The organism is Microbacterium sp. NPDC055357 (assembly GCF_053644835.1).
On sequence record NZ_JBSHLZ010000004.1, the window covers coordinates 131,845 to 157,445 of the forward strand.

General features: G+C 70.5%; 28 protein-coding genes. 15 read left to right on the forward strand and 13 right to left on the reverse strand.

The genetic code is table 11. From position 1 onward, the window contains the following. The first annotated feature begins 44 nt into the window (after positions 1–44). Entirely contained in the window at positions 45–1,643 is a 1,599-nt protein-coding gene (locus ACWICD_RS07560; RefSeq protein WP_376126394.1) for an ABC-F family ATP-binding cassette domain-containing protein, read from the forward strand. Positions 1,644–1,753: 110 nt separating this feature from the next. Here ACWICD_RS07560 and ACWICD_RS07565 read toward each other — a convergent pair whose 3' ends face one another. The 4 genes from ACWICD_RS07565 to ACWICD_RS07580 are packed head-to-tail and all read right to left on the reverse strand — an operon-like array spanning position 1,754 to position 3,767. Next, positions 1,754–2,611, reverse strand: coding sequence for an SURF1 family cytochrome oxidase biogenesis protein (locus ACWICD_RS07565; protein WP_454139814.1), 858 nt, complete (start codon positions 2,609–2,611; stop codon positions 1,754–1,756). Then, entirely contained in the window at positions 2,608–2,814 is a 207-nt protein-coding gene (locus ACWICD_RS07570) for a hypothetical protein (RefSeq protein ID WP_454139815.1), read from the reverse strand. Before ACWICD_RS07570 ends, ACWICD_RS07565 begins: the two co-directional genes overlap by 4 nt. Further along, the gene (locus tag ACWICD_RS07575; protein ID WP_454139816.1) at positions 2,811–3,194 is read right to left on the reverse strand and encodes a DUF3099 domain-containing protein; all 384 of its coding nucleotides are present in this window, start codon (positions 3,192–3,194) and stop codon (positions 2,811–2,813) included. Before ACWICD_RS07575 ends, ACWICD_RS07570 begins: the two co-directional genes overlap by 4 nt. A 33-nt stretch (positions 3,195–3,227) precedes the next feature. Next, positions 3,228–3,767: a DUF4190 domain-containing protein gene (locus ACWICD_RS07580; protein ID WP_376126404.1), complete on the reverse strand. Its 540-nt coding sequence runs from the start codon at positions 3,765–3,767 to the stop codon at positions 3,228–3,230. A 108-nt stretch (positions 3,768–3,875) separates the two neighbouring features. Here ACWICD_RS07580 and ACWICD_RS07585 point away from each other — a divergent pair, with 108 nt between their 5' ends. Next, entirely contained in the window at positions 3,876–4,586 is a 711-nt protein-coding gene (locus ACWICD_RS07585; RefSeq protein ID WP_454139817.1) for a beta-ketoacyl-ACP reductase, read from the forward strand. Between the two features lie 20 nt (positions 4,587–4,606). On the opposite strand, the gene ACWICD_RS07590 is transcribed toward ACWICD_RS07585, so the two are convergent. From ACWICD_RS07590 to ACWICD_RS07600, 3 genes are read right to left on the reverse strand one after another with little or no spacing between them, the layout of a single operon-like run. Further along, positions 4,607–5,317: an alpha/beta fold hydrolase gene (locus ACWICD_RS07590; RefSeq protein ID WP_454139818.1), complete on the reverse strand. Its 711-nt coding sequence runs from the start codon at positions 5,315–5,317 to the stop codon at positions 4,607–4,609. A gap of 33 nt (positions 5,318–5,350) precedes the next feature. Next, complete coding sequence (gene serB / locus ACWICD_RS07595; protein WP_454139819.1) at positions 5,351–5,992, reverse strand: phosphoserine phosphatase SerB; 642 nt, start codon at positions 5,990–5,992, stop codon at positions 5,351–5,353. A 40-nt stretch (positions 5,993–6,032) separates the two neighbouring features. Continuing rightward, the gene (locus ACWICD_RS07600) at positions 6,033–7,277 is read right to left on the reverse strand and encodes a glucose-1-phosphate adenylyltransferase (protein WP_454139820.1); all 1,245 of its coding nucleotides are present in this window, start codon (positions 7,275–7,277) and stop codon (positions 6,033–6,035) included. Positions 7,278–7,353: 76 nt separating this feature from the next. Between ACWICD_RS07600 and glgA the strand changes: the two genes are divergently transcribed. From glgA to ACWICD_RS07615, 3 genes are all read left to right on the forward strand, one after another. Then, complete coding sequence (glgA, locus tag ACWICD_RS07605) at positions 7,354–8,547, forward strand: glycogen synthase (RefSeq protein ID WP_454139821.1); 1,194 nt, start codon at positions 7,354–7,356, stop codon at positions 8,545–8,547. A gap of 10 nt (positions 8,548–8,557) precedes the next feature. Next, the gene (locus ACWICD_RS07610) at positions 8,558–9,349 is read left to right on the forward strand and encodes an ABC transporter ATP-binding protein (protein WP_454139822.1); all 792 of its coding nucleotides are present in this window, start codon (positions 8,558–8,560) and stop codon (positions 9,347–9,349) included. A gap of 82 nt (positions 9,350–9,431) precedes the next feature. Further along, on the forward strand, positions 9,432–9,680 hold the full coding sequence (locus ACWICD_RS07615) for a type B 50S ribosomal protein L31 (protein ID WP_376126420.1): 249 nt from the start codon (positions 9,432–9,434) through the stop codon (positions 9,678–9,680). A gap of 52 nt (positions 9,681–9,732) precedes the next feature. On the opposite strand, the gene ACWICD_RS07620 is transcribed toward ACWICD_RS07615, so the two are convergent. After that, positions 9,733–10,461 (reverse strand): exonuclease domain-containing protein, encoded by a 729-nt coding sequence (locus tag ACWICD_RS07620; RefSeq protein WP_454139823.1) that lies wholly within the window; start codon positions 10,459–10,461, stop codon positions 9,733–9,735. Between the two features lie 94 nt (positions 10,462–10,555). On the opposite strand from ACWICD_RS07620, the gene ACWICD_RS07625 reads away from it, so the two are divergent. Next, on the forward strand, positions 10,556–11,455 hold the full coding sequence (locus ACWICD_RS07625; protein WP_454139824.1) for an alpha/beta fold hydrolase: 900 nt from the start codon (positions 10,556–10,558) through the stop codon (positions 11,453–11,455). Here ACWICD_RS07625 and ACWICD_RS07630 read toward each other — a convergent pair. Further along, positions 11,415–11,969 (reverse strand): CGNR zinc finger domain-containing protein, encoded by a 555-nt coding sequence (locus ACWICD_RS07630; protein ID WP_454139825.1) that lies wholly within the window; start codon positions 11,967–11,969, stop codon positions 11,415–11,417. The genes ACWICD_RS07625 and ACWICD_RS07630 overlap by 41 nt on opposite strands. A gap of 75 nt (positions 11,970–12,044) precedes the next feature. Between ACWICD_RS07630 and ACWICD_RS07635 the strand changes: the two genes are divergently transcribed. Further along, positions 12,045–13,049, forward strand: coding sequence for an EamA family transporter (locus ACWICD_RS07635; protein ID WP_376126432.1), 1,005 nt, complete (start codon positions 12,045–12,047; stop codon positions 13,047–13,049). Here ACWICD_RS07635 and ACWICD_RS07640 read toward each other — a convergent pair. Further along, positions 13,021–13,494: an Lrp/AsnC family transcriptional regulator gene (locus tag ACWICD_RS07640; protein ID WP_376126434.1), complete on the reverse strand. Its 474-nt coding sequence runs from the start codon at positions 13,492–13,494 to the stop codon at positions 13,021–13,023. The genes ACWICD_RS07635 and ACWICD_RS07640 overlap by 29 nt on opposite strands. A 161-nt stretch (positions 13,495–13,655) precedes the next feature. Here ACWICD_RS07640 and pdhA point away from each other — a divergent pair, with 161 nt between their 5' ends. From pdhA to ACWICD_RS07655, 3 genes are read left to right on the forward strand one after another with little or no spacing between them, the layout of a single operon-like run. Next, positions 13,656–14,786, forward strand: coding sequence for a pyruvate dehydrogenase (acetyl-transferring) E1 component subunit alpha (gene pdhA / locus ACWICD_RS07645; protein WP_376126437.1), 1,131 nt, complete (start codon positions 13,656–13,658; stop codon positions 14,784–14,786). Continuing rightward, positions 14,783–15,793, forward strand: a complete 1,011-nt coding sequence (locus ACWICD_RS07650) for an alpha-ketoacid dehydrogenase subunit beta (protein ID WP_454139826.1) — start codon at positions 14,783–14,785, stop codon at positions 15,791–15,793. Before pdhA ends, ACWICD_RS07650 begins: the two co-directional genes overlap by 4 nt. Beyond that, a complete protein-coding gene (locus tag ACWICD_RS07655; RefSeq protein WP_454139827.1) occupies positions 15,790–17,163 on the forward strand; it encodes a dihydrolipoamide acetyltransferase family protein in 1,374 nt (457 codons plus the stop codon). Before ACWICD_RS07650 ends, ACWICD_RS07655 begins: the two co-directional genes overlap by 4 nt. A gap of 50 nt (positions 17,164–17,213) precedes the next feature. Here the strand turns inward: ACWICD_RS07655 and ACWICD_RS07660 are convergent, their stop codons facing one another. Continuing rightward, positions 17,214–17,810 (reverse strand): SACE_7040 family transcriptional regulator, encoded by a 597-nt coding sequence (locus ACWICD_RS07660; protein ID WP_376126446.1) that lies wholly within the window; start codon positions 17,808–17,810, stop codon positions 17,214–17,216. A gap of 105 nt (positions 17,811–17,915) precedes the next feature. Between ACWICD_RS07660 and ACWICD_RS07665 the strand changes: the two genes are divergently transcribed. The 5 genes from ACWICD_RS07665 to ACWICD_RS07685 are packed head-to-tail and all read left to right on the forward strand — an operon-like array spanning position 17,916 to position 24,013. Continuing rightward, a complete protein-coding gene (locus tag ACWICD_RS07665) occupies positions 17,916–19,520 on the forward strand; it encodes a carboxyl transferase domain-containing protein (protein WP_376126449.1) in 1,605 nt (534 codons plus the stop codon). A gap of 2 nt (positions 19,521–19,522) precedes the next feature. Then, the gene (locus ACWICD_RS07670) at positions 19,523–21,559 is read left to right on the forward strand and encodes an acetyl/propionyl/methylcrotonyl-CoA carboxylase subunit alpha (RefSeq protein ID WP_454139828.1); all 2,037 of its coding nucleotides are present in this window, start codon (positions 19,523–19,525) and stop codon (positions 21,557–21,559) included. A 9-nt stretch (positions 21,560–21,568) separates the two neighbouring features. Further along, positions 21,569–22,720, forward strand: coding sequence for an acyl-CoA dehydrogenase family protein (locus ACWICD_RS07675; RefSeq protein ID WP_454139829.1), 1,152 nt, complete (start codon positions 21,569–21,571; stop codon positions 22,718–22,720). Positions 22,721–22,724: 4 nt separating this feature from the next. Then, entirely contained in the window at positions 22,725–23,201 is a 477-nt protein-coding gene (locus tag ACWICD_RS07680) for a MaoC family dehydratase (RefSeq protein ID WP_376126458.1), read from the forward strand. After that, complete coding sequence (locus tag ACWICD_RS07685) at positions 23,198–24,013, forward strand: HpcH/HpaI aldolase/citrate lyase family protein (protein WP_454139830.1); 816 nt, start codon at positions 23,198–23,200, stop codon at positions 24,011–24,013. Before ACWICD_RS07680 ends, ACWICD_RS07685 begins: the two co-directional genes overlap by 4 nt. 96 nt (positions 24,014–24,109) lie before the next feature. Here the strand turns inward: ACWICD_RS07685 and ACWICD_RS07690 are convergent, their stop codons facing one another. Together ACWICD_RS07690 and ACWICD_RS07695 are read right to left on the reverse strand one after the other, a co-directional pair. Further along, positions 24,110–24,715: a histidine phosphatase family protein gene (locus ACWICD_RS07690; protein ID WP_454139831.1), complete on the reverse strand. Its 606-nt coding sequence runs from the start codon at positions 24,713–24,715 to the stop codon at positions 24,110–24,112. Positions 24,716–24,734: 19 nt separating this feature from the next. Further along, positions 24,735–25,559, reverse strand: coding sequence for a Sir2 family NAD-dependent protein deacetylase (locus ACWICD_RS07695; RefSeq protein ID WP_454139832.1), 825 nt, complete (start codon positions 25,557–25,559; stop codon positions 24,735–24,737). Positions 25,560–25,601: the final 42 nt, after the last annotated feature.

Genomic DNA, 25,601 nt, shown 5'->3' on the forward strand with positions numbered 1-25,601 from the left:
CGCTCGGCCGCCCACCCACCCGCCCCGAAGAACGGACGTCCGCTGTGCTCGCCGTGCACGACCTCGAGATCCGCGTGGGTGCACGCGTGCTCATGTCGGACGTGTCCTTCCGCGTCTCCGATGGAGACAAGATCGGCCTCGTGGGCCGCAACGGCGCCGGCAAGACGACGCTCACGAAGGTGCTCGCGGGTGACGTGATCCCCGCCGACGGCAAGGTCGAACGCTGGGGCGAGCTGGGCTACCTGCCGCAGGACCCCCGGTCGGGTGACCCCGAGATGCTCGCGCGGACCCGTGTGCTCGACGCGCGCGGGCTCGGCTCGCTCGCGATCGGCATGCAGGAGGCCTCGCTCGCGATGGGCGACGACGATCCCGCTGTCGCTGCTCGCGCGATGCGCAAGTACGGCACCCTCACCGAGAGGTTCGAGGCGCTCGGGGGGTATGCCGCCGAAGCGGAAGCGGCATCCATCGCTCACAACCTCTCGCTGCCGGATCGGATCCTGGATCAGCCGCTCAAGACGCTGTCGGGTGGTCAGCGCCGCCGCATCGAACTCGCTCGCATCCTGTTCTCGGATGCCCAGACGATGATCCTCGACGAGCCGACCAACCACCTCGACGCCGACAGCGTCGTGTGGCTGAGGGAGTTCCTTAAGGGATACAAGGGCGGGCTCATCGTGATCTCGCACGATGTCGAGCTCGTCGGCGAGACGGTCAACCGCGTCTTCTACCTGGATGCCAACCGTCAGGTCATCGACGTCTACAACATGAACTGGAAGAACTACCTGCGTCAGCGGGTGGCCGACGAGGAGCGCCGCAAGAAGGAGCGCACCAACGTCGAGAAGAAGGCCACCGTGCTGCAGCAGCAGGCGGCCAGGTTCGGGGCGAAGGCGTCGAAGGCGGCTGCCGCGCACCAGATGGTCGCGCGCGCGGAGAAGATGCTGGCGGGGCTCGACGAGGTGCGGCAGGAGGAGCGCGTCGCGAAGCTGCGGTTCCCCAAGCCCGCACCGTGCGGCAAGACGCCGCTCATGGCGTCGGGACTGTCGAAGTCGTACGGTTCGCTGGAGATCTTCACCGACGTCGACCTCGCGATCGACCGCGGTTCGCGCGTCGTGATCCTCGGCCTCAACGGCGCCGGCAAGACGACGCTGCTGCGGATCCTCGCCGGCGTCGACAAGCCCGACACGGGGCAGCTCGAACCGGGACACGGTCTCAAGATCGGCTACTACGCGCAGGAGCACGAGAACCTCGACGTCTCGCGGTCGGTGCTCGAGAACATGATGTCGGCGGCGCCGGACATCACGGCGACCGAGGCGCGCAAGGTGCTCGGGTCGTTCCTGTTCACGGGCGACGACGTGCTCAAGCCCGCCGGCGTGCTCTCGGGTGGCGAGAAGACGCGCCTGTCGCTCGCGACGCTCGTGGTGTCCTCGGCGAACATGCTGCTGCTCGACGAGCCCACGAACAACCTGGACCCCGCCTCGCGCGAGGAGATCCTCGGCGCGCTCGCGCACTACGAGGGCGCCGTCGTGCTCGTCTCGCACGACGAGGGCGCCGTGGAGGCGCTCAATCCCGAGCGTGTGCTCATCCTTCCCGACGGCGTCGAGGACATCTGGGGCCGCGACTACGCCGACCTCGTCTCCCTCGCCTGACCGGCCCGCGGCATCCCCTCTCACCCGCGAGACTGCACGCGCGCGCCGAGACTGCGGGTGAACCCCGCGGTCTCGGCCGCCCCGTGCAGTCTCGCGGGTGAGGGGTGGGGTCAGCGCACGGCGTCGAGGAGGGCGTCCTCGGCGTCGGCGTCGCGGTCGCGACGACGAGCGGATGCCGCGGGGCGCGGCGGCCTCGGCGGGGAGTGCTCGTCGTCCTCGGCGTCCTCGCGGCGGGCGATGATCTCGGTGCGGATCATGTATCCGATGAAGATGAAGCCCATGACGGCGAACAGGATCCACTGGATCGCGTACGACAGGTACGGGCCGGGGTCCTCGGAGGGCGACGGGAGGGAACCGGGCATCGCCTCGACGGCGGGATCCTCGGACACGATGATGCCGTAGGCGCTCTGCACGAGCGCGTCGCCGATGTCGGGCGCGACCCGCTCGGCGACGAAGGGCAGGTTGATCGTCGGCACCTGACCCGCATCGGCCGTGCGGCCGGACGCGGGGAGCGGCTCACCCGGCCGGAGCCGGACGATGACCGTCGCCTCGCCGGCCGGCGGTGCCGGCACGGCATCGGGCTCGGGCTGGTCGGCGCCGGGCGGAACCCAGCCGCGATCGACGACGAGCACGCGCCCGTCGTCGAGGCGGAACGGCACGAGAACCTCATACGCCGCCGTGCCGCCGTGCGGGCGGTTGCGCACGAGCAGCTGCTCATCGGCGAGGTACTCGCCCGTCAACACGACCGGATGCCACTCATCACCCGCGTCGAGCGTCTCGCCGTCGGGGATCAACTCGGCGAAGGCGACCGGCGCGGCGTCGTAGTTCTGCTCGACGAGCGCGAGCTGCGCGGAGCGGTCGCCGTTGCGGGTGAACTGCCAGTCCGACAGGAACGCGCACGCGATCGCGAACACGGCGGCGACGAGCACATAGGTCGACCAGCGGACGGCGGCGGGGGCGTTCTTCATGACGGAACCTCGAGTTCACCCACGTCGAGCGGGAAGGAGCGCGCCGAGAGGAACTCGCGCAGGTACGCCACGTGGTCGTCGCACGCCACCCACGTCTTGCGGCGGTCCTCGGCGTGGATGCGCGGATTGCGCCAGTCGATGCGCCAGCGGGCCGTCGCACGGCACCCGGCGCGCGAGCACGTGGTGTCGGGGGCGCCGGTCATGCGGGATCCTTCTCGGCGGGCCCGGTCGCGTCGTGCGGGCCCTCGTCGACGGCGCGGGCCTCGTTCAGCCGGATGACGGTGGGACCGTCGGCGGCGGTGGGCGACGCCTGCGACGGGAGGGCGAGCTCGGGCGACTCCGACGTCGTGCGGTTCGTGCTCTTGCTCACGTTGGCCGTGACGACCGCGAAGTAGGGCAGAAAGACCGCGGCCGCACCGAGCACCCAGGTGTACCAGCCGTAGGGGGTGATCGCGACCATCAGCACGAAGCACGCGACCCGCACGCCCATGGTGATGAGGTAGTGCTTCGCGCGGTCGCTCGTGTCGTCGTGCGGCGACGCGGGGAGCGAAGTCGCAGACTGCCGCGCAGACGAGTTCCTCACCCATCCAGCGTACGCCGCTTCGCCCGCGGCGGATCAGCGGAAAGACGACTGCGTGGCGGCGAAGGGGATGAACGCCAGGAAGAAGAGCACACCCAGCACGAGGAAGGCCAGGCCGACCCAGCCCACGATGACGCCGGCCAGGGCCATGCCGCGACCCTTCTCGCCCGTGCGCGCGATCTGCTTGAGCGAGATGTGACCCATGATGGCGCCGGCGAGCGAGCCGACGAAGGGAAGGATCCAGATGAATCCGGCGATGCTCGCGATCATCGAGATGATGGCGAGGACGTTCGTCTTGACGGCGGCATAGCCGTAGGCGGGAGCGGCCCCGTACGGGCCCGCCGGGGCACCGTACGCGGGCGCGCTGGGATACTGCGGCTGCGCGTACCCGCCGTAGGCGGGGTAGGCGCCGGGCGCCTGCGGGGGTGCGTCCGCCGCGGGCGGCGCCGGCGCTTCGGCCGGAGGAGTGTAGGCGGGCGGCGCGCTGTACGCGGGAGGCGGCGTGTAGGCCGGAGGAGCGTACGTCGGACGCGCGTCGTCGTGGTCGTCGTTAGAGGGGTTCTCCGGGGTGCTCACGGTCGCGCCTTTCGTCGATGCTGCCTCCAGCGTTCCAGCGCGGGCGGCATAGGTCAAACGACGCGCCGCTAGGCTGGGGCGGTTCGTCGTCATCCCGAGGGAGCTGTCATGTCCACCGATCGCGTCGTGCTCGTCACCGGCGGAAACCGCGGCATCGGTCGCGCCATCGCGGAGCGCTTCGTCGCCGCGGGATACCGGGTCGCCGTGACGGCGCGCTCCGGCGAGGGCCCCGAGGGCACGCTGACGGTGCGCGCCGACGTCACGGATGCGGCATCCGTCGATGTCGCCTTCACACAGGTCGAGCAGGAACTCGGTCCGGTCGGGATCGTCGTGGCCAACGCCGGCATCACGAAGGACATGCTGTTGCTGCGCATGACCGAGGACGACTTCGACTCGGTCGTCGCGACGAACCTCGGCGGTGCGTTCCGTGTCGTCAAGCGCGCATCGAAGGGGATGCTGCGTGCGCGCTGGGGACGCGTCATCCTCATCTCGTCGGTCGTGGGCCTCTACGGCTCGCCCGGGCAGATCAACTATTCCTCGTCCAAGAGCGGCCTCGTCGGGTTCGCCCGGTCGCTCACGCGGGAGCTCGGCGGGCGCGGCATCACCGCGAACGTCGTCGCTCCGGGCTTCGTCGAGACCGACATGACGGCGCAGCTCGCGCCCGAGACGCAGGCGGAGTACAAGAAGAACATCCCCGCCGGCCGCTTCGGGGCCCCCGACGAGATCGCGGGCGTCGTCACGTGGCTCGCGTCGGACGACGCCGCCTACATCTCCGGCGCCGTGATCCCCGTCGACGGCGGCCTCGGCATGGGGCACTGACCCGCACCGACCCCGCCTCTTCAGGGCGCGATCGCCTCGACGATCGCCGCCGCCACCGCATCGGGGCGTGAGAACTGCGGCCAGTGGCCCGTAGGCTCACCGTCGGGCACGATCTGCACGATGTTCAGGTTCTCGAGCGCGGCGAGCTCGGCCGCCCACGCCGGCGCCTGCGCGATGTGCGCGCGGATCTGCACCTCGGGCACCGTCGAGGTGATCATCGTCGCGGGCACGCTGCGGCGCCGCTCATCGGTGAGACGGATCGGGTCGGTCGGCACGCGCACGGGAACCGTCTGCGCGCCGGCACCGATCGCCGCGCGGAGATCGTCGGCGAGGTCGGCGGTGTCGGAGGCGTCGAAGAAGCTCCAGCCGGGGAAGGGGACGACCCCGTCGACGGCCGGGAACTCCCAGATGGAACCCCCGTCGCCGGGCGGGAAGGTGTCGAGGAACACGATGTGCTGCACGCGCTCGGGGCGGGCGTCTGCCGCGCCGTAGGCGACGTTGCCGCCGCCGCTGTGGCCGACGAGCACGACGGGACCGTCGATCCGGTCGATCTCGGACACCGTCGCGGCGACCCAGTCCGCGATGCCGATGTCGCCCGATACCGGCGCGGGCTCGCCGACCCCCGGCATCGTGAGCGGATGCGGCGTGTGCCCCGCGCGCTCGAGCGCGGGGGTCACCGCACGCCAGGAGGATGCGTCCAGCCAGAGTCCCGGGATGAGCACGATGTCCATGGCACAGACGGTACGCCGGACCTCGGACATCCGTCAGGGCAGCAGCGGAATGACCTCGCGCAGGTCGACGGGTCCGATCACGAGGTCGGCGAGCTCCCGCACGGCGGGCTTCGCGTTGAACGCCAGGCCCAGCCCCGCGGCCGCCATCATGAGCAGGTCGTTCGCGCCGTCGCCGACGGCGATCGTGCGCGACAGCGGGACACCGGCTGCGGCGGCCCATTCGCCGAGTGCGGTGGCTTTGCCCGCGGCATCCACGATCTCGCCGTCGACGAGCCCCGTGAGGGCGCCCTCGGCGGCCTGGAGACGGTTCGCGCGCCAGATGTCGACGCCGAGCTGCGGAGCGATCGTGTCGAGGATCTCGTGGAAGCCCCCCGAGACGACGCCGAACCGGCCGCCGCGCTCGTGCACGGCGGCGATCAGTTCGTGCACGCCCGGCGTCGGCTCGACGCGCGCGAGCACGCGGGCGAACGCCGCGACCGGTACGCCCTCGAGGGTGGCGACGCGCGAGCGCAGACTCGTCGCGAAGTCGACTTCGCCGCGCATCGCGGCCTCGGTCGCCTCGGCGACCTCGACGCCGCGCCCCGCCTCATCGGCGATGAGCTCGATGACCTCGTTGCGGATGAGCGTGGAATCGGCGTCGAGAACGACGAGGAAACGGGCGTCCTGAAGCGGCATCCCTCCACGCTAGCGTCGCGCGAGTGCCGCTCCGGACACGTCAGCGCTCGACGCGGATGCCCTTGCCGACGACCGTGATGCCGCTGTCGGTCACGGTGTAGCCGCGCGCCAGATCGCGTTCGACGTCGACGCCGACGGTCGCGCCGTCGTCGAGGAAGACGTTCTTGTCGAGGATGGCGCGGTGCACGCGCGCGCCCGCCCCGACGCGGACATGGTCGAACAGCACGGAGTCGGTGATCGTCGATCCACCCCCGGCGAGCGTCCAGGGCCCCACGACGCTGCGCTCGATATGCGTGCCCGAGAGCACCGAGCCCAGCGACACGACCGAATCGATCGCGTTGCCGATGCGTCCGTCCGCATCGCGCACGAATTTGGCGGGCGGGGAGTTGACGGCCTGAGAGTGGATCGGCCACTGCATGTTGTAGAGGTTGAAGATCGGCAGCGTCGAGATCAGGTCGCGGTGGGCGTCGAAGAACGACTCGATCGTGCCGACATCGCGCCAGTAGTACCGGTCGCGGTCGGTCGAGCCCGGCACGTCGTTGCGATTCATGTCGTACACGCCCGCCTCGCCGCGTTCGACGAAGTACGGCACGATGTCGCCGCCCATGTCGTGGTTCGAGGTCGGCAGCTCGCCATCGGACTCGACGGCCTCGATGAGCGCGTCGGTGTCGAAGATGTAGTTGCCCATCGACGCGAGCACTTCGCCGGGGGAGTCGGCGAGCCCGGTCGGGGCCTGCGGCTTCTCGAGGAACTCGCGGATGCGGCCGGGATCGGCCGGGTCGACGTCGATCACCCCGAACTGGTTGGCGAGCCCGATGGGCTGGCGGATGCCGGCGACGGTCGCCCGCGCGCCGGACTCGACGTGCGCGCCGAGCATCTGCCGGAAATCCATGCGGTAGACGTGGTCGGCGCCGATCACGATGACGATGTCCGGCTTCTCGTCGGTGATGAGGTTGAGGCTCTGCAGGATCGCGTCGGCCGATCCCGAGAACCAGCGCTTCCCGAGTCGCTGCTGAGCGGGTACGGAGGCGACGTAGGAGTCCAGCAGCGGCGACATGCGCCATGTCTGGGAGATGTGGCGGTCGAGGCTGTGCGACTTGTACTGCGTGAGCACGACGATCTGGCGCAGGCCGGAGTTGATCAGGTTCGAGATCGCGAAATCGATGAGCCGGTACTGGCCCGCGAACGGCACCGCCGGTTTGGCGCGATCGGCCGTGAGAGGCATGAGTCGCTTGCCCTCGCCCCCCGCGAGGATGATTCCGAAGACCTTCGGCGCTGCAGGCATGGCACCACCCTAGGGGCGCCGCGCGGCGAGGTATAGCGACTGTCACAGGAACGTCTCGTGTACTAGGTTTCGTGCCATGCGCGTCGACATCGTGACCAAGGAGTACCCGCCGGAGATCTACGGTGGCGCGGGCGTGCACGTGACCGAGCTCGTCGCGGCCCTGCGCCGGAGCATGGACGTGCGAGTGCGCGCGTTCGGGGCAGACCGCGACGAAAAGGGCACGACGTCGTACGGCGTGCCCGCCGAACTGGCGGATGCCAATGCCGCGATCCGGACACTCGGCACCGACCTCGAGATCGTGGGCGATGTCGCCGGTGCCGACGTCGTGCACTCCCACACCTGGTATGCGAACTTCGCCGGGCACCTCGCGTCCCTGCTGCACGGGATCCCGCACATCGTGACGGCGCATTCGCTCGAGCCGCTGCGCCCCTGGAAAGCCGAGCAGCTCGGCGGCGGGTACGCCGTGTCGAGCTACATCGAGAAGACGGCGTACGAGTCGGCCGCCGCCGTCATCGCCGTGAGCGGGGGCATGCGCGACGACATCCTGCGCAGCTACCCGGCGCTGGATGCCGCCAAGGTGCACGTCGTCTACAACGGCATCGACGTCGAGGGGTGGCATCCCGTCGATGATCCCGCCCTGCTCGCCGAGCTCGGGGTCGACGCGTCCCGCCCGTCGGTCGTGTTCGTCGGGCGCATCACGCGGCAGAAGGGACTGCCGTACTTCCTGCGCGCCGCCCAGCTGCTGCCGCCCGACGTGCAGATCATCCTGTGCGCGGGCGCACCGGACACGCCGCAGATCATGTCCGAGGTCGAGGGCCTCGTGCGTGGCCTCCAACGCACGCGCGACGGCGTCGTGTGGATCGATCGGATGCTCTCGCGGCACGAGCTGTGCACGATCCTCACGGCGGCCACGACGTTCGTCTGCCCGTCGATCTACGAACCGCTGGGCATCGTCAACCTCGAGGCGATGGCGTGCGGCGCCGCCGTCGTCGGCACCGCGACCGGCGGCATCCCCGAGGTCGTCGTCGACGGGGTGACGGGCCGGCTCGTGCCGATCGACCAGGTGCAGGACGGGACCGGGACCCCGACCGACCCCGACCGGTTCGTCGCCGACCTCGCGCGCGTCCTGGCCGAGGTCGTGAGCGATCCGGCCCGCGCCGCCGGTTACGGTGCAGCGGGGCGCGAGCGCGCGGGCAAGGACTTCAGCTGGGCGCGCATCGCGGAGCAGACGGCGGCGCTCTACGCCGAGGTCGCCGCGTCGGGCCGTTAGGCTGGGCGTCATGCCCCAGGTGCTCGATTTCTCCGACGTCATCGTCCGCCGAAACTCCCGCAACATCGTCGATCGCCTCGACTGGACGGTGCAGGACGACGAACGATGGGTCATCCTCGGCCCGAACGGCGCCGGCAAGACGACCGTGCTGCAGCTCGCCGACACGCTCCTGCATCCCACGTCCGGCGTCGTGACGATCCTCGGTGAGCGACTCGGTCGCACCGACGTGTTCGAGCTGCGCCCGCGCATCGGCTTCGCCTCGTCCGCCATGGCACGCCGTGTGCCGCCGGAGGAGACCGTCGTCGATGTCGTGCTGACGGCGGCGTTCTCGGTGCTCGGGCGCTGGCGCGAAGACTACGAGGACATCGACGAGAGGCGCGCGCTGCGCGTGCTCGCGGAGTGGAAGCTCGACCACCTCGCCGATCGCACGTTCGGCACGCTCAGCGACGGCGAGCAGAAGCGCGTGCAGATCGCGCGTGCCGTCATGACCGACCCCGAGATGCTGCTGCTGGACGAGCCGACCGCGAGCCTCGACCTCGGGGCGCGGGAAGAGCTCCTCGCGCTCCTCAGCGGATACGCGCAGGCGCCCACGACCCCGGCGATGATCATGGTGACCCACCATGTCGAAGAGATCCCGGTCGGATTCACGCACGTGCTGCTGCTGCGCGACGGACGCGCTGTCGCACAGGGCCCGATCGCCGAAGCGCTCACGGCAGAGTCGCTCACCGAGACGTTCGGCGTGCCGATCATCCTGTCCGAGGCCGACGGCCGGTACGCGGCGCGCGCGGAGTCGGTTTCCTGATAGAATCGCTCCTTGGTGCACTCGCACCACGGACCCTGGTCCCTGGTTCTCAGCAGGGACGCCATCCCCTTAAGGACTTTTCATGAAGACTGACATCCACCCCGAATACCGGGCCATCGTTTTCCGCGACCTCGGTTCGGGCGAGACCTTCCTCACCCGTTCGACGGTCACGAGCGACAAGACGATCGAGCTCGACGGCGTCGAGTACCCCGTCATCGACGTCGAGATCTCGTCGGCATCGCACCCGTTCTACACGGGCAAGCAGCGCATCATGGACTCGGCCGGTCGCGTCGAGAAGTTCAACCAGCGCTTCAAGAACTTCGGCAAGTAACAGCCGACGTGCGAAAGCCCCGCTCCGGCGGGGCTTTCGTTGTCTGTGCGCGTCAGCGCACGGGCCACACGCCGTCGAGGGCGTCGCCGGGGTCGAGACGCCCGATCTGGATGAAGTACTCGGTGAGGCTCGCCGCCTGCGCGCGCGCCCAGGAGATCTGACTCGTGTGCAGCTCGTGCGGTGTGGCGGGCAGGCGCGTGGAGTAGCGCGTGACGAGCGCCTGTGCCACGCGGCCCGCGGCGACGGCGTCGGATGCTGCTTCGTGCGCGCTCGCGAGCGGCACGGCGTAGTGCGCCGCGACGGCCTCGAGCGTGCGCTTGCCGCGGCGATAGCGGTCGCAGTGCTTGTCGATCACGAGCGGATCGATGACGGGTGACGGCGTGGCGATGCCGGCGATGCCGTGGCGCTCGGCCTCGTGCTTGAGCAGCGAGAAGTCGTATGCCGCGTTGTAGGCGACGACCGGGATGCCGGCGTCGAGCATCGCGCGGAGCGCTTCGACGACCTCGCCGACGACATCGCGCGCGGCGCGGCCTTCGGCGCGGGCCCGGGCGGTGGTGACCCCGTGGATCGCAGCGGCGCCCTCGGGGATCTCGACCCCGGGATCGGCGAGCCAGTCTCGCGCGCGCACGACGGCTCCCGTGCCGTCGAGCAGTCCCACGTAGGCCGTCACGATGCGATCGGTGCGGACGTCGACGCCCGTCGTCTCGAGATCGAACACGCCCACGGCGGTGGACCAGTGCGGATGCACCGGGGGAGCGGGCGCGGCGTGCGAGGGCTGCATGCCGCCCACGGTATGCGACACCCCCGACATCGCGCGCGAGGCGCTCCGCGTGCGACAGGCGGCCTGGTCCTGCCCGCACTCGTAGACTCGTCCGGTGCCCGCGTTCAACCCCTATGCCGCCCTGCTCGAGCAGATCCCCGTCGAGCGGCATGAGGTCGAGGTGCTCGGTGGCACGACGGCGTACTGGGACTACGGTCCGCACGACGCCGAGACGACGATCATCGCCGTGCACGGGTTCCGCGGCGACCACCACGGGCTGGAACCGGTGATCGCCCAACTGCGCGGCATCCGCGTCATCTCGCCCGATCTCCCCGGCTTCGGAGAGACACCTCCGCTGCCGGGCCGCACGCACGATCTCGAGGCCTACGCCCAGTGGCTCACGCGCTTCGCGCAGACGGTCGCCCCCGGCGCCGTGATCCTCGGGCATTCCTTCGGCTCGATCGTCGCCTCGGCGGCGGTCGCCGGCGGCTTGGCCACGCCCCGCCTCATCCTGATCAATCCGATCGGCGCTCCCGCGCTCGAGGGCCCGCGGGGCGTGCTGACGCGGCTCGCCGTCCTCTACTACTGGGCCGGTGCGAAGCTGCCCGCGGCGATCGGCGAAGCGCTGCTGCGCAATGGCCTCATCGTGCGGGTCATGAGCGTGTCGATGGCCAAGACGAAGGATGCCGTGCTGCGGCGCTTCGTGCACGATCAGCACGACACCTACTTCTCACGCTTCGCCGACCGCGATGTGCTGCACGACGCGTTCGTGACGTCGGTGTCGCACGATGTCCGCGAGGCGGCACCGCGCATCGACGTGCCGACGCTGCTCATCGCCGCCGTGCGCGATGACATCACCCCGATCCAGGCGCAGCGCCACCTCGCGACGCTGTTCGCCGACGTCGAGCTCGTCGAGATCCCCGATGTCGGGCATCTGATCCACTACGAGACCCCGGAACCCGCGGCCGCAGCGATCAGGCGCTTTCTCGCGCCTTCCGTTCCCGGTACGCGATGACGTTCATGCGGTTGCCGCAGTTTCCGGTGTCGCAGTAGCGCTTCGATCCGTTGCGCGAATAGTCGATGTAGACCGCGTCGCAGTCATCGGCCTCGCACACCCGCACGCGATCGTACGAGTCGCTGCGGATCACCTCGACGAAGGCCATCGCCGCTTCGACCATGATGCGCGTCGCGATGGGGGCGTCGTCGGGAGTCGCGTGGATATGCCAGTCGTGTTCGCCGTGGATGACCAGCCGCGGCACGGCCTCGCCGTCGCGCAGCATGTCGTTGACGAGCGGCACGGCTCCTTCGCGGTCGACCTCCCACAGCTTCCGCACCCGGGCGCGCACCTGGCGGATCTCCTCGACCGTCGCTCGATCGCGCCGGACGGTACCCGAATACGGGTGATCGGCGAGGTAGGAATCGAGGTCGGCGACCGTGGTCATGGTGTCCTCGCCGTCGCACAGCGGGAGCGTGTTCACGAGGGCGGCGGCGGCTTCGAGACTCTGTCTCGTGTCACGGATGAAGACCATGTTGACTCCTGACATTCGACTCGGATACTGTCACCAGTGTAATCACCCTTCACTCCTGACAGCCGGATGCCGCCCATGACCTCGACCGCACCCATCCCGATCATCCGCGACATCGCCCCGCCGACGAGACTCAGCACGACGGGCCTCGTCCTGGCGGTCGCCTCGGCCCTCGCCTTCTCATCGAGCGGGCCGTTCATCAAGCCGCTCCTCGAAGCGGGCTGGTCGGTCGGCGCAGCGCTCATCGTCCGGATCGGCCTCGCGGGGCTGCTGCTCTCGCCCGCGCTGTTCGTCGCGATGCGACGACAGCGGTCGTTCCTGCGTCGCCACGGTCTGCTCATGGTCGGATTCGGGGTGACCGCCGTCGTCGGATGCCAGCTGTTCTACTTCCTGGCGATGCAGCGGATGCCGGTGGCCGTGGCGCTGCTCATCCAGTTCCTCGCCCCCGTCATGCTCGTTCTGCTGGCCTGGGTGCGCACGAAGCGCGCGCCGTCCACGCTCGTCATCGTGGGATCGGTCGTGGCCGTTGCGGGTCTCGTGCTCGTCGTGGACATCTCGGGGGTGAGCTTCGACTTCGTCGGCACGCTCTTCGCCCTCTGCGCCGCCGTCTGCGTCATGGCCTACTACCTGATCGCCGAGAAGTCGCGCGACGATCTGCCGCCCCTCGCGCTCGCGGCGGGAGGACTGCTCGCCGGCGCCCTGTTCATGGGGGTCCTCGTGGTCATCGGCGTCCTGCCGTTCCACGCTCCACCGGTCTCGGTCGAGCTCGCCGGCATCGAGGTGCCGTGGTTCGTGCCGCTGCTGTGGGTCGCGTGCGTCGCGACGACGCTCGGATACGGTCTGGGTGTCATGGCGATCCCGCGCATCGGATCGCGGGTCGGGTCCTTCGTCGGGCTGTCCGAAGTGCTCTTCGCTCTGGGGTTCGCCTGGCTCCTGCTGGCCGAGGTGCCCGCGCCCGTCCAGTTCGTGGGCGGCGCGCTCATCCTCGTCGGCGTCGTGCTCGTGCGCCTCGATGCCTCGGCGGGCACGGGGCGGCGGGGGCGCGCCGGGAAGGCTATCTCTCCCGCCGTGCCAGCTCCATGAGCGGCATCAGGCGGTACGGGATGACCTCGTCCATCACGAGCGATGTCTCGGTGCGCTCGACGCCGTCGATCGCGAGGATGCGCGCGTCCGTATCGAACAGATGCTGGGTGTCTCGACAGGCGACGCGCACGAGCAGATCGATCTGACCGCTCAGTCCGTGCGCCTGCACGATCTCGGGGATCGCAGCGAGGTCTTCCGTGATGCGCGGCAGGTCTGCCTGCCGGACGATGACGCTGATGAACGCCTCGATCGGGTAGCCGAGAGCGGCCGACGAGAGAGCACGCTCATACGACAGGAACACGTCGGCGCGGTCGAGACGCGACATGCGCGCCTGGACGGTGTTGCGTGACAGGCCGAGTCTCTCGGCCAAGGCGACCACGGTCGCGCGCGGGTCGGTCGACAGGGCCGCGAGCAGGTCGAGGTCTACCTGGTCCAGGGTGCTCATAGTGCGCAACGTTAGCACGCCGTATTTTCAAATGAATGCGCAACATGCTCAAGTACTCTTCGTTAGCTTGAGCTAGGTGCAATGTCGACGTAAGGTCTGGCTTGTCGGCGAAGCAGCTGACGACCACGACGAGCCCCCACGAGGATGGCTCCCGAGGAGGGATGACGATGACGCACACCCTGACACCGACCGCCGAGCGAGCGACCGACGTCGACGACGTCGCGCGGCTCGTGAACCCCGACGGGGAGCGGGTCTCCGATCCCGACCTGGAGCGCTGGGTCGCCGACGTCGACGCGACGGCGCTGCGTGAGCTCTACCGCGACATGGTGCTCGTGCGTCGCGTGGACACCGAGGGCGTCGCGCTGCAGCGCCAGGGGCAGCTGGGCCTGTGGGCTCCCTGCCAGGGTCAAGAGGCGACGCAGGTCGGCACCGCTCGCGCATTCCGGGCCGACGACTTCGTCTTCCCCAGCTACCGGGAGATCGGGGTCAACCTCGTGCGCGGCGCGAAGCCGGCCGACTTCGTGCTCGCGTGGCGCGGTGAGTCGCACTCGACCTACAACCCCTACGACATAAACACCGCCACGCCGCAGATCATCATCGGCGCGCAGGCCCTGCACGCCGTGGGCTACGCCATGGGCATCCAGCGCGACGGCACCGACCAGGTCTCGGCGGCGTACTTCGGCGACGGAGCGACCAGCCAGGGTGACGTGAACGAGGCGATGGTCTTCGCCTCATCCTTCCGCTCGCCCGTCGTCTTCGTGTGCACGAACAACCAGTGGGCGATCTCGGAGCCCGTCACGGTGCAGGCGAAGTTCCCGATCGCCGGGCGTGCACCGGGCTTCGGCATCCCCAGCATGCGGGTCGACGGCAACGACGTGCTGGCGTGCCTGGCCGCGATGCGCTGGGCGATCGACAATGCCCGCAAGGGCAACGGTCCCGCCTTCATCGAGGCCGTCACCTACCGGATCGGCCCGCACACGACGTCGGATGACCCGACCCGGTACCGCGACAAGGACGAGGTCGAGCGCTGGCGTCAGCGCGACCCGATCGCGCGCATCGAAGCACTCCTGCGCGCCGAGGGCGCGTTCGACGACGCGTTCGCGGCCGAGGTCGCCGCCGACGCGGACCAGCTCGGAGCCGAGGTGCGCGCCGCCACGCTCGGCGCCGTGACCCGCCCCGCGATCGAGGTGCTCGACGACGTCTACGCCGAGCCGCACACGGGGCTCGCAGAGCAGCGCGAATGGTACGGCGCGTACCTCGGCGGCTTCGACACGGAGGAGACGGCACGATGACACAGCTCACGATGGTGAAGGCGATCAACGAAGGTCTGCGTCGCGCCATGGCCGACGACCCGAAGGTCCTGCTCATGGGCGAGGACATCGGCAAGCTCGGCGGTGTGTTCCGCATCACCGACGGCCTGATCGACGAGTTCGGCGCGCAGCGCGTCATCGACACCCCGCTCGCGGAGTCCGGCATCATGGGCGCCGCCGTGGGGCTGGCGTTCCGCGGCTACCGCCCCGTCGTCGAGATCCAGTTCGACGGGTTCGTCTACCCGGCCTTCGACCAGATCGTCTGCCAGGTCGCGAAGCTGCACTACCGCACGCGCGGCAACGTCAAGATGCCGATCACGATCCGCATCCCGTGGGCCGGGGGCGTGGGCGCCGCCGAGCACCACTCGGAGTCGCCCGAGGCGTACTTCGTGCACACGTCGGGCCTGCGCGTCGTCGCGGTGTCGAACCCGCAGGACGCGCACGTCATGCTGCGTCAGGCGATCGCGAGCGACGACCCGGTCGTCTACTTCGAGCCGAAGCGGCTCTATCACACGAAGGGCGAGGTCGATTTCGACACCGACCTGGCCGACGCGCCGCCGATGGGTCTCGCCCGGGTCGCGCGCGAAGGCAGCGACGTGACGATCCTGACCTACGGCGCCCAGGTGCCGGTCGCCCTCGACGCGGCGATGGCCGCCGAAGACGACGGTCTCTCGATCGAGGTCATCGACCTGCGCTCGCTCTCGCCCGTCGACTACCGCACCGTGACGGCATCCGTCCGCAAGACCGGTCGCGTCGTCGTGACCCACGAAGCGGCGCGCGAAGCGGGCGTCGGCGCCGAGCTCATCGCGAGCGTCACCGAGCGCTGCTTCAACCACCTCGAAGCCGCGCCTGCGCGCGTCACGGGCCACGACATCCCGTACCCGCCGGCCAAGCTCGAGAAGCGGCACGTGCCCGATCTCGACCGGATCCTCGACGCGGTCGACCGCGTGCTCGACCGCCCGAACAGCCTGACAGGAGTGGAGCTGTGATCCAGGACTTCCGCCTGCCCGACCTCGGCGAAGGTCTGCCGGAGGCCGAGCTCGTCCAGTGGCTCGTCGCCGAGGGCGACACGGTCGCCCTCAACCAGACGATCGCCGAGGTCGAGACCGCGAAGGCCGTCGTCGAGCTCCCCAGCCCCCACGCGGGCATCGTGCAGAACCTCCACGCCGCCGCGGGCGATGTCGTCGAGGTCGGCTCGGTGCTCATCTCGTTCCAGCTCGAGGGGGAGCACGCCGCACCCGAGGCGGCGCCCGAGGCGGCGGCATCCGCTCCCGCCGACGCGGAGGATGCCGGTGAGAAGGCGCAGCCGAACCTCGTCGGCTACGGCGCGGCGCCCCGCTCGTCGGGTCGCCCGCAGCGGCGTGCCCGCGCTGCCGGGGGCCGGAAGGAGCCGGCCGACACCGCCGTGCTCGAAGCGGCCCCGCACGACGCGGTGCACTCGCAAGAGGTCATCGAGCGCCCGCTCGAGCGCCCCCGCTCGACGCCGCCGGTGCGCATGCTCGCCAAGAAGCTCGGCATCGACCTCGCTCTCGTCGAGGCGGGCGGCGCGACGGGCATCATCACGCGCGACGACGTGGAGGCGTACGCCGCCCGCGTCGGGGCCGCCCCGGCCGCCCCCGCTGCGCCTGCGCAGCCGGCGCCGGTCCGCGAGACCGGCGAGCGCACGACCCGCACCCCGATCCGCGGTGTACGCAAGCACACGGCGGCCGCGATGGTGCAGAGCGCCTTCACGGCACCGCACGTCACGACGTTCCTCACGGTCGACGTCACGGCCACGAGCGAGCTGATCGCCTCGCTCAAGGCCGACCGTCGCCTGCAGGATCACCGCATCGGCGTGCTCACGGTCGCGGCGAAGGCCGTGTGCCTCGCGCTGGGCACGCACCCCGAACTGAACTCCAAGTGGGATGAGGCAGCGGGCGAGATCGTCCAGCACCATTACGTCAACCTCGGGATCGCCGCCGCGACGGGCCGCGGCCTGGTCGTGCCGAACATCCGCGACGCCCAGGAGCTGTCGCTCACCGAGATGGCGGACGCCATCCGGGCGCTGGCCGAGACGGCGCGTGCCGGCAAGACCTCGCCCGCCGAGATGATGGGCGGAACGTTCTCGATCACGAACGTCGGCGTCTTCGGCGTGGATGCGGGAACCCCCATCCTCAACCCCGGCGAGGCGGGCATCCTCGCGATCGGCGCGGTGCGCCGTCAGCCGTGGGAGCACCGCGGCGAGATCGCCCTGCGCGACGTCATGACGCTCGCGCTGTCGTTCGATCACCGACTCGTCGACGGGGAGCAGGGCTCGAAGTTCCTCGCCGACGTCGCGGGCGTGCTGCGCGAACCCGGACGCGCGTTGCTTCTGCGCTGACGACGACGGGCCCGCCCGCGACGACCGGGCGGGCCCGTCGTCCTTCGGCGTCAGGCGCTGAGCGCCGCGATCGCCATCGATTCCAGGATGCCGCGGATGTCGGGCGCGTCCGGCGCCGAGCGCAGGCCGTGCACGCTGTGCGGCGTCGAGTTGATGAGACCGAAGCACGCGTGCGCGCGTACGCGCAGGTCGCTCGCGTCCCGGTCGGGATGCAGATCGGTCAGCACGGCGATCCACAGCTCGACGTATTCGCGCTGCAGACGGCGCACGGTGTGTCGATCGTCATCGGCGAGACTCGCGAGATCGCGGTCCTGCACGCGGATGACGTCGGCGTCGGCGAGGGCGAAGTCGACGTGGAAGCGCACGAGCCCTGTCAGACGATCCCGCGCTGTGCGGTGCTCGGCGAGCACGGCGCGTCCGCCCGCGAGGAGTCGCTCGCTGACCCGCACGAGGATCGCCGCGAGCAGGGCCTGCTTGTTGACGAAGTGCCGATAGACGGCGGGTCCGCTGACCCCGACGGCGGCGCCCAGATCCTCCAGGCTCACGCCGCTGTATCCGCGCTCGGCGAACAGCCGCGCCGCCTCGTGGAGGAGCGCGGCCTGACGGTCTGCCTTCGCGCGCTCGCGCTCCGTGACACCGCTTGTCATTTCAGTTAACCCTCGCTAACCTGGTACCTCGGTTAGTGAACACTAACCAGTTCGGATCCTCCACCGCTCGAAGCGTGATCCGATCGTGACGTCGACGGAGATGACATGACCACACTCGGGACCGAGATCGTCGCCGACGAGGCGTTCACCCGAACACGCGAGGCCCAGGCGGACCTCGCGCAGGAACTGCGCGACAAGCTCGCAGCCGCGGCGCTCGGGGGACCGCAAGCCTCGCGGGAGCGCCATGTCGCGCGCGGCAAGCTGCTTCCCCGTGAGCGGGTCGCACGGCTGCTCGACGAAGGCAGCCCCTTCCTCGAAGTGAGCGCACTGGCCGCAGACGGGGTCTACGGCGGAGATGCTCCCGCGGCGGGCGTCATCGCGGGCATCGGCCTCGTGCACGGACGACACGTCATGGTGGTCTGCAACGACGCGACCGTCAAGGGCGGCACCTACTATCCCCTCACGGTCAAGAAGCACCTGCGCGCACAGGAGATCGCCCTCGAAAACCGCTTGCCGTGCGTCTACCTCGTGGACTCCGGCGGTGCCTTCCTGCCGATGCAGGACGAAGTCTTCCCCGACCGCGACCACTTCGGACGCATCTTCTTCAACCAGGCGCGCATGTCCGCCGCGGGCGTTCCCCAGATCGCCGCCGTCATGGGATCGTGCACCGCCGGAGGCGCCTACGTGCCGGCGATGAGCGATGAGACGGTCATCGTGCGCGACCAGGGCACGATCTTCCTCGGTGGTCCGCCCCTCGTGAAGGCCGCGATCGGCGAGATCGTCACGGCCGAGGAGCTCGGTGGCGGCGAACTGCACGCGAAGCGCTCCGGCGTCGTCGACCACCTCGCCGAAGACGACGAGCACGCCCTGCAGATCGTGCGCGACATCGTCGCGACGCTGCCCCCGCCCGCTGAGCCCGCCTGGGAGGTGCGACCCGCGGCAGACCCCACCGTCGACGCGTCCGACCTGTACGGCGTCGTGCCCGTCGACGTCAATCAGCCGTACGACGTGCGCGAGGTGATCGCGCGCATGGTCGACCGCAGCGAGTTCCACGAGTTCAAGCGCGAATACGGCGAGACGCTCGTGACGGGGTTCGCCCGCCTGCACGGCCACCCCGTCGGCATCGTCGCGAACAACGGCGTGCTGTTCAGCGAGTCCGCTCAGAAGGGGGCCCACTTCATCGAGCTGTGCGACCAGCGCGGCATCCCGCTGCTGTTCCTGCAGAACATCTCGGGCTTCATGGTCGGGCGTGACGCCGAGGCCGGCGGGATCGCGAAGGACGGCGCGAAGATGGTCACCGCCGTCGCGACGACGCGCGTGCCCAAGCTCACGGTCGTGATCGGCGGATCGTTCGGCGCCGGGAACTACTCGATGTGCGGGCGGGCGTACTCGCCGAGGTTCCTGTGGACCTGGCCCGCGAGCCGCATCTCGGTGATGGGCGGTCCCCAGGCGGCATCCGTCCTCTCGACGGTCAAGCGCGATCAGATCGAGGCGCGGGGCGAGGAGTGGTCCGCCGAGGCGCAGAGCGACTTCGAGGGGCCCATCCGCGAGCAGTACGAGCGCCAGGGCAGTCCGTATTACGCGACGGCCCGGCTGTGGGACGACGGCATCGTCGATCCTGCCGATACCCGTGACCTGCTGGGGCTCGCGCTCGACGTCGTGTCGCGCACGCCGCTCCCCGAACCGCGCTTCGGCGTCTTCCGGATGTGATCATGATGAACACCGAAGTGAACGCTGTCCCCGAGCTCGTCGAACGGCTCGACGTCGTGCTCGTCGCGAATCGCGGCGAGATCGCGCGCCGGGTCATCCGCACGCTGCGCCGTCTGGGCATCCGGTCGGTCGCGGTCTACAGCGACGCCGACGCCGATGCTCCGCACGTGCGCGAGGCCGACGAGGCCGTACGCATCGGACCCGCCGCCGCATCCGCGTCGTATCTCGACATCGACGCGGTCGTCCGCGCCGCCGTCGAGACGGGCGCGCAGGCGGTGCATCCGGGGTACGGGTTCCTCTCCGAGAACGTCGCCTTCGCGCGCGCCTGCGCTGCCGCGGGCATCGTCTTCATCGGTCCCGGCGAGCGCGCCCTGGACGTCATGGGCGACAAGATCCGCTCGAAAGAGCACGTCATCGGTCACGGCGTGCCGACGGTGCCGGGATTCAGCGCGGCAGGTATGACGGATGCCGCGATCTCGGCCGCCGCCGAAGAGACCGGCTTCCCGCTGCTGATCAAGCCCTCGGCGGGCGGCGGCGGCAAGGGGATGCAGATCGTGCGCGCCGCCGACGAGCTCGCCGACGCCCTCGCGACGGCCCGTCGCGTCGCGCTGGCGGCATTCGGCGACGACACGCTGCTGCTCGAGAGGCTCATCGAGCGGCCGCGCCACATCGAGGTGCAGGTGCTGGCGGATTCCCACGGTGCGGTCATCCACGTGGGCGAGCGCGAGTGCACGTTGCAGCGTCGTCACCAGAAGGTCGTCGAAGAGGCGCCGTCGCCGATCGTCGACGCCCGAACCCGAGAGCGACTGGGAGCGGCTGCCTGTGCCGCCGCGGCATCCGTGGACTATCGCGGTGCGGGGACGGTCGAGTTCCTCGTCGCGGGGGACCGCCCCGACGAGTTCTTCTTCATCGAGATGAACACGCGCCTGCAGGTCGAGCACCCCGTGACCGAGCTCGTGACGGGGATCGACCTCGTCGAGCAGCAGCTGCGGATCGCGGCGGGACTGCCGCTCGGCATCGCGCAGGACGACATCATCCTCGAAGGGCACGCGATCGAAGCGCGCGTGTACGCCGAGAGTCCCGAGCGCGGATTCCTGCCCGCGACGGGTGACGTGCTGCTGTGGGATGCTGCCGACCCGGCCGACGTGCGCACGGATTCCGCCGTCGAGAGCGGTTCGATCGTGGGTTCGGACTACGACCCCATGATCGCGAAGGTCATCGTGCGCGGCGTCGACCGCGCCGACGCGCTCGCCCGGCTCGACGCGGCGCTGGCCGACACCGTCCTGCTCGGCGTCGACACCAACATCGCGTTCCTGCGCGCTCTGCTCGCCGACCCGGCCGTGCAGGCAGGCGACCTCGACACCGGGCTCATCGACCGGCTGCCGCCCTTCGCCGCGCCGGACCCGTCCGCTGCCGCGCTGAGCGCCGTCGCCGCCGTCGACGAGGGCCGGCACCTCGCGGGACTTCAGCAGCGACGCGCCTCAGCGCTGTGGCGCACGGGCTCCGGCTGGCGGATCGGCGATGGCGCGCCCGCGCGCACGGTCGCCGTGCTGGGCGAGGACGGCGAGGTGCGCACGGCTGCCGTGCCGGATCCCGGCCCGCTCGTCTCGGCGGGAGCGGGGGGATGGCGCGCCGTGTCGCTCGGGCGGGCGCTGCCCGCCGGCGCACAGCTGCGGACCGACCGCGAAGGGTGGTCGTGGGTGCACGCCGACGGCGTCACGCACCGCCTCAAGCCGCTGACGCGCCGCGAAGCCCTCGAACGACGTCTCGCGGCGTCGGCACGCGGTGCCGCGGCCGCGGCACCCGAGCTGCGCGCGCCCATGCCCGGTGCCGTCGTGGCGGTGCACGCCGCCGACGGCGACCGCGTCGAGACGGGCCAGCGCATCGTCACGATCGAGGCGATGAAGATGGAGCATCCCGTCACGGCGCCGCACGGCGGCATCCTGCGCCTCGATGTCGCCGCGGGCGACCAGGTGCGCCGTGACCAGGTCATCGCGCACGTGGCGGCCGACCCCTCGACGAGCTCAGAGATCGACTAAGGAGTGACCATGGACCACCACAACCTCACCGATGACGAGCGCGAGCTCGCCGGCCTCGTGCGCGAGTTCGCCGACGAGGTCGTCGCGCCGCAGGCCTACGAGGCCGACCGCACGAAGACGCTCTCGATGGACGTCGTGCGTCAGATGGGCGAGATGGGCCTGTTCGGTCTGCCCTTCTCCGAAGAGGTCGGCGGACAGGGCGGCGACTACTTCGCGCTCGGTCTCGCGATCGAGGCGCTCGCGCGCGTCGACCAGTCGATCGCGATCACCCTCGAAGCAGGGGTGAGCCTCGGTGCGATGCCGATCTACCGCTTCGGCACCGGCGAGCAGAAGCAGACGCTCCTGCCCGACCTGCTCGCCGGCACGGCGCTCGCGGGCTTCGGCCTGACCGAGCCCGAAGCGGGGTCGGACGCCGGCGCGACGCGCACGACGGCGCGGCTCGAGGGCGGCGAGTGGGTCATCAACGGGGCCAAGCAGTTCATCACGAACTCCGGCACGCCGATCACACGCTTCGTCACCGTCACGGCGGTCACGGGCGAGCAGAACGGCCGCAAGGAGATCTCGACGATCATGGTGCCGCACGGCACCGAGGGCTTCACGGTCGAGCCGGCGTACGACAAGGTCGGCTGGCACGCCTCCGACACGCACCCGCTGACCTTCCAGGACGCCCGTGTGCCCGAAGAGAACCTCATCGGCGAGCGCGGCCGCGGGTTCGCGAACTTCCTGCACATCCTCGACGAAGGGCGCATCGCGATCGCGGCTCTCGCGACGGGTGCGGCCGAAGGATGCCTCGAAGCGGCGATCGACTATGCCGGCAAGCGCACGGTCTTCGGCGAAGTGCTCTCGACGCGTCAGAGCATCCAGTTCATGATCGCGCGCATGCAGCTGCGCGTGCACAACGCGCGTCTGGCGTGGCACCACGCGGCGCGACTGCGCGATGCCGGCAAGCCGTTCAAGACCGAGGCGGCCATCGCGAAGCTCACCTCGAGCGACGCCGCGATGGACAACGCGCGCGATGCGACGCAGATCTTCGGCGGCAACGGGTTCATGAACGAGTACCCCGTCGCGCGGCACTACCGCGATTCGAAGATCCTCGAGATCGGCGAGGGCACGAACGAGGTGCAGCTGCTCGTCATCGCCCGTTCGCTCGGGGTAGCGTGAGGCTGTGACCGAGATCGTTCAACGCGGACTGTACGTCGACGAGCTCGAAGTCGGTGCGCGATATGCGCACCGACCGGGACGGACGGCATCCGAAGCCGACAACATCCTCTTCACGACGCTCACGATGAACGGCCAGGCGCTGCACCTGGATGCCGCGTTCGCCGAGACGCAGCCGTTCGGGCAGCGCCTCATGAACTCGATGTGGACGCTGTCGACCCTGGTCGGCGCGTCGGTCGGGCAGATCACGCAGGGCACGCTCGTGGCCCAACTCGGGCTCGGCGACATCACGTTCCCCGCGCCGGTCTTCCACGGGGACACCCTCTATAGCGAGACCGAGATCCTCGACAAGCGCCCGTCGAGCTCGCGTCCCGGTCAGGGGATCGTGACGATGGCGCACACGGGTCGCAATCAGGACGGCGTCGTCGTCGCCACGGCGACGCGCACGGCGCTCATGTGGCTGAACGCGGAGTCGCACGCATGACCGGGTTCGATCTCGGGCCCGCGCTGCTGTTCTGCCCCGCCGATCGCCCGGAGCGCTACGCGAAGGCCCTCGACCGGGCCGACGCGGTCATCCTCGATCTCGAGGACGCCGTCTCGCCATCGGCGAAGGCCGCGGCGCGCGGTGCGCTGATCGAGTCCGAGCTGGATCCTGCCCGCGTCATCGTGCGCGTCAATCCGCCCGAGACCGACGAGTTCGCCGCCGACCTCGCGACCCTGTCGCAGACCGACTACCGCCGCGTCATGATCGCCAAGGCCGAGTCGCCCAAGCGGCTCAAGCGCCTCGACGAGCGGTTCGAGATCATCGCGCTGTGCGAGACGGCGAAGGGCATCGCGCAGGCCGACCGGATCGCGGCGCTGGACAACGTCGTCGCGCTCATGTGGGGTGCCGAGGACCTCGTGGCATCCCTCGGAGGAACCTCGAGCCGCGGCGCGGACGGCCGCTATCGCGACATCGCCCGTCACGCGCGCGCCCGGACACTGCTCGCGGCGGGATCGCGGGGCAAGGGCGCGATCGACGCCGTGCACCTCGACATCGCCGACGTGGCCGGCCTTGCCGACGAGGCGACGGATGCCGCGGCATCCGGATTCACCGCCACGGCGTGCATCCACCCGAGCCAGGTCGCCGTCATCCGCGACGCCTACCGGCCCGACGACGCTTCGGTGACGTGGGCGCGGGCGGTCCTCGCGGCTGCGGACGGGGAGCGCGGGGTCTTCGCGTTCGAGGGCCGCATGGTCGACGAGCCCGTGCTGCGGCATGCGCGCGCCGTGCTGCGCCGCGCCGACGGAGCCTGAGGTCGGCTTTCCCGCGCCGTATGCAGGATCAGGTGTGACGGGAGTGGCCCGTGCGGCGCGGTTCGCGCCCTCGGTCCTGCAGGAGGCTTCGGCGCGTCAGACGAGCGGTGAGCCGGCGTACGAGCGCAGGCTCAGCCGCTCGCGCTCGAGCAGGAACGAGAAGCTCGCGCCGTTCGCGAGACGTTCGCCCGCGGGCGGCATCTCGCCGGCCGTCGCGTGCATGATGACCTCGCGGATGAGCGCGCCGTGCGCGACGACGACGAGGGCGGGCGAGGCGGGAGCCGTCTCGCGGCGCGCCCGCCGCACGGCTCTGCGCAGACCGAGCACGGCACGCAGGCGCAGATCCGCGCGCGATTCGGCGCCCGGGACCTCGGCGGTGTACCAGTCTCCCCACCGCGCGAAGAACTCGGTCGTCTCGAGGCCCTCGGCCTCGCCGTAGGCCCGCTCCCGCAGCTCGGGGTACGCGTGCGACAGCTCGACCCCGAGCCCCTCGGCCACGATCTCGGCGGTCTCCCGCGCGCGGGAGAGGTCGCTCGAGACGACCACGACGGGGGAGCCGTCGAGCTGCTCGCGCACCGACTGCGCGGCATCCCGAGCCTGCTGGCGTCCGGTGTCGTTGAGCGGGATGTCGGTGCTGCCCTGGATGCGTCGCGCGCGATTCCAGTCGGTCTCGCCGTGGCGCATCAGGATGAGGGTCGTCACCCTTCGAGCCTAACCGCGCTCAACGGTCGGGGAGCCCGGCGGCGAGGGCCTCGAGCACGCTGCTCGCGCTGCCGTCGATCTTGACGGTCGCGCGTCCGTCGGCCCGCGTCTCGCCGCGGTTGACGATGACGATCGGCAGGTGCTGGCGGCGGGCGCGTTCGATGAGGCGGATGCCGCTGTTCACGGTGAGCGAGGAGCCGGCCACGAGCAGGGCGTCGCTCGTGCGCACGAGCTGCTCGGCGTGGCGGAACTTCTCGCGCGGGACGAACTCGCCGAAGAAGACGACGTCGGGCTTGAGCATGCCGCCGCACGCGCTGCACGCCGGCACCCGGAAGCCCTCGGTGCTCTCGGGGAGCACGTCTCCGTCGGGTCCGAGGGCGACGGCGTCGGGCAGGGCGATCCAGGGGTTGTCGGCCTCGACGCGGGCGGCGAGGTCGCGGCGGTCGAAGATCTGGCCGCAGTGCGTGCACAGCACGCGGCGCATCGTGCCGTGCAGCTCGACGACACGGCGGCTGCCGGCGCGCACGTGCAGCCCGTCGACGTTCTGCGTCACGACGCCGGTGGCCAGGGCGCGCTCCTCGAGGCGGCTGATGGCGCGGTGCCCGGGGTTCGGCTGCACCGCGGCGAAGGCGCGCCAGCCCAGGTGGCTGCCGACCCAGTACCGCCGGCGGTCGGCCTCGTCGCCGAGGAAGCGATCGACCGTCATCGGCGTGCGCACGGGGGCGCCCGATCCGCGGTAGTCGGGGATGCCCGAGTCGGTCGAGACGCCGGCGCCCGTGAGCACCGCGATCCGGCGCCCCGCGAGGACCTCGACCGCCCGCGCGATGTCATCCGGCTCCGTCATCCGCACCTCCCGCCCTCGCAGTCTAGGTCGCTCCCTTGACCG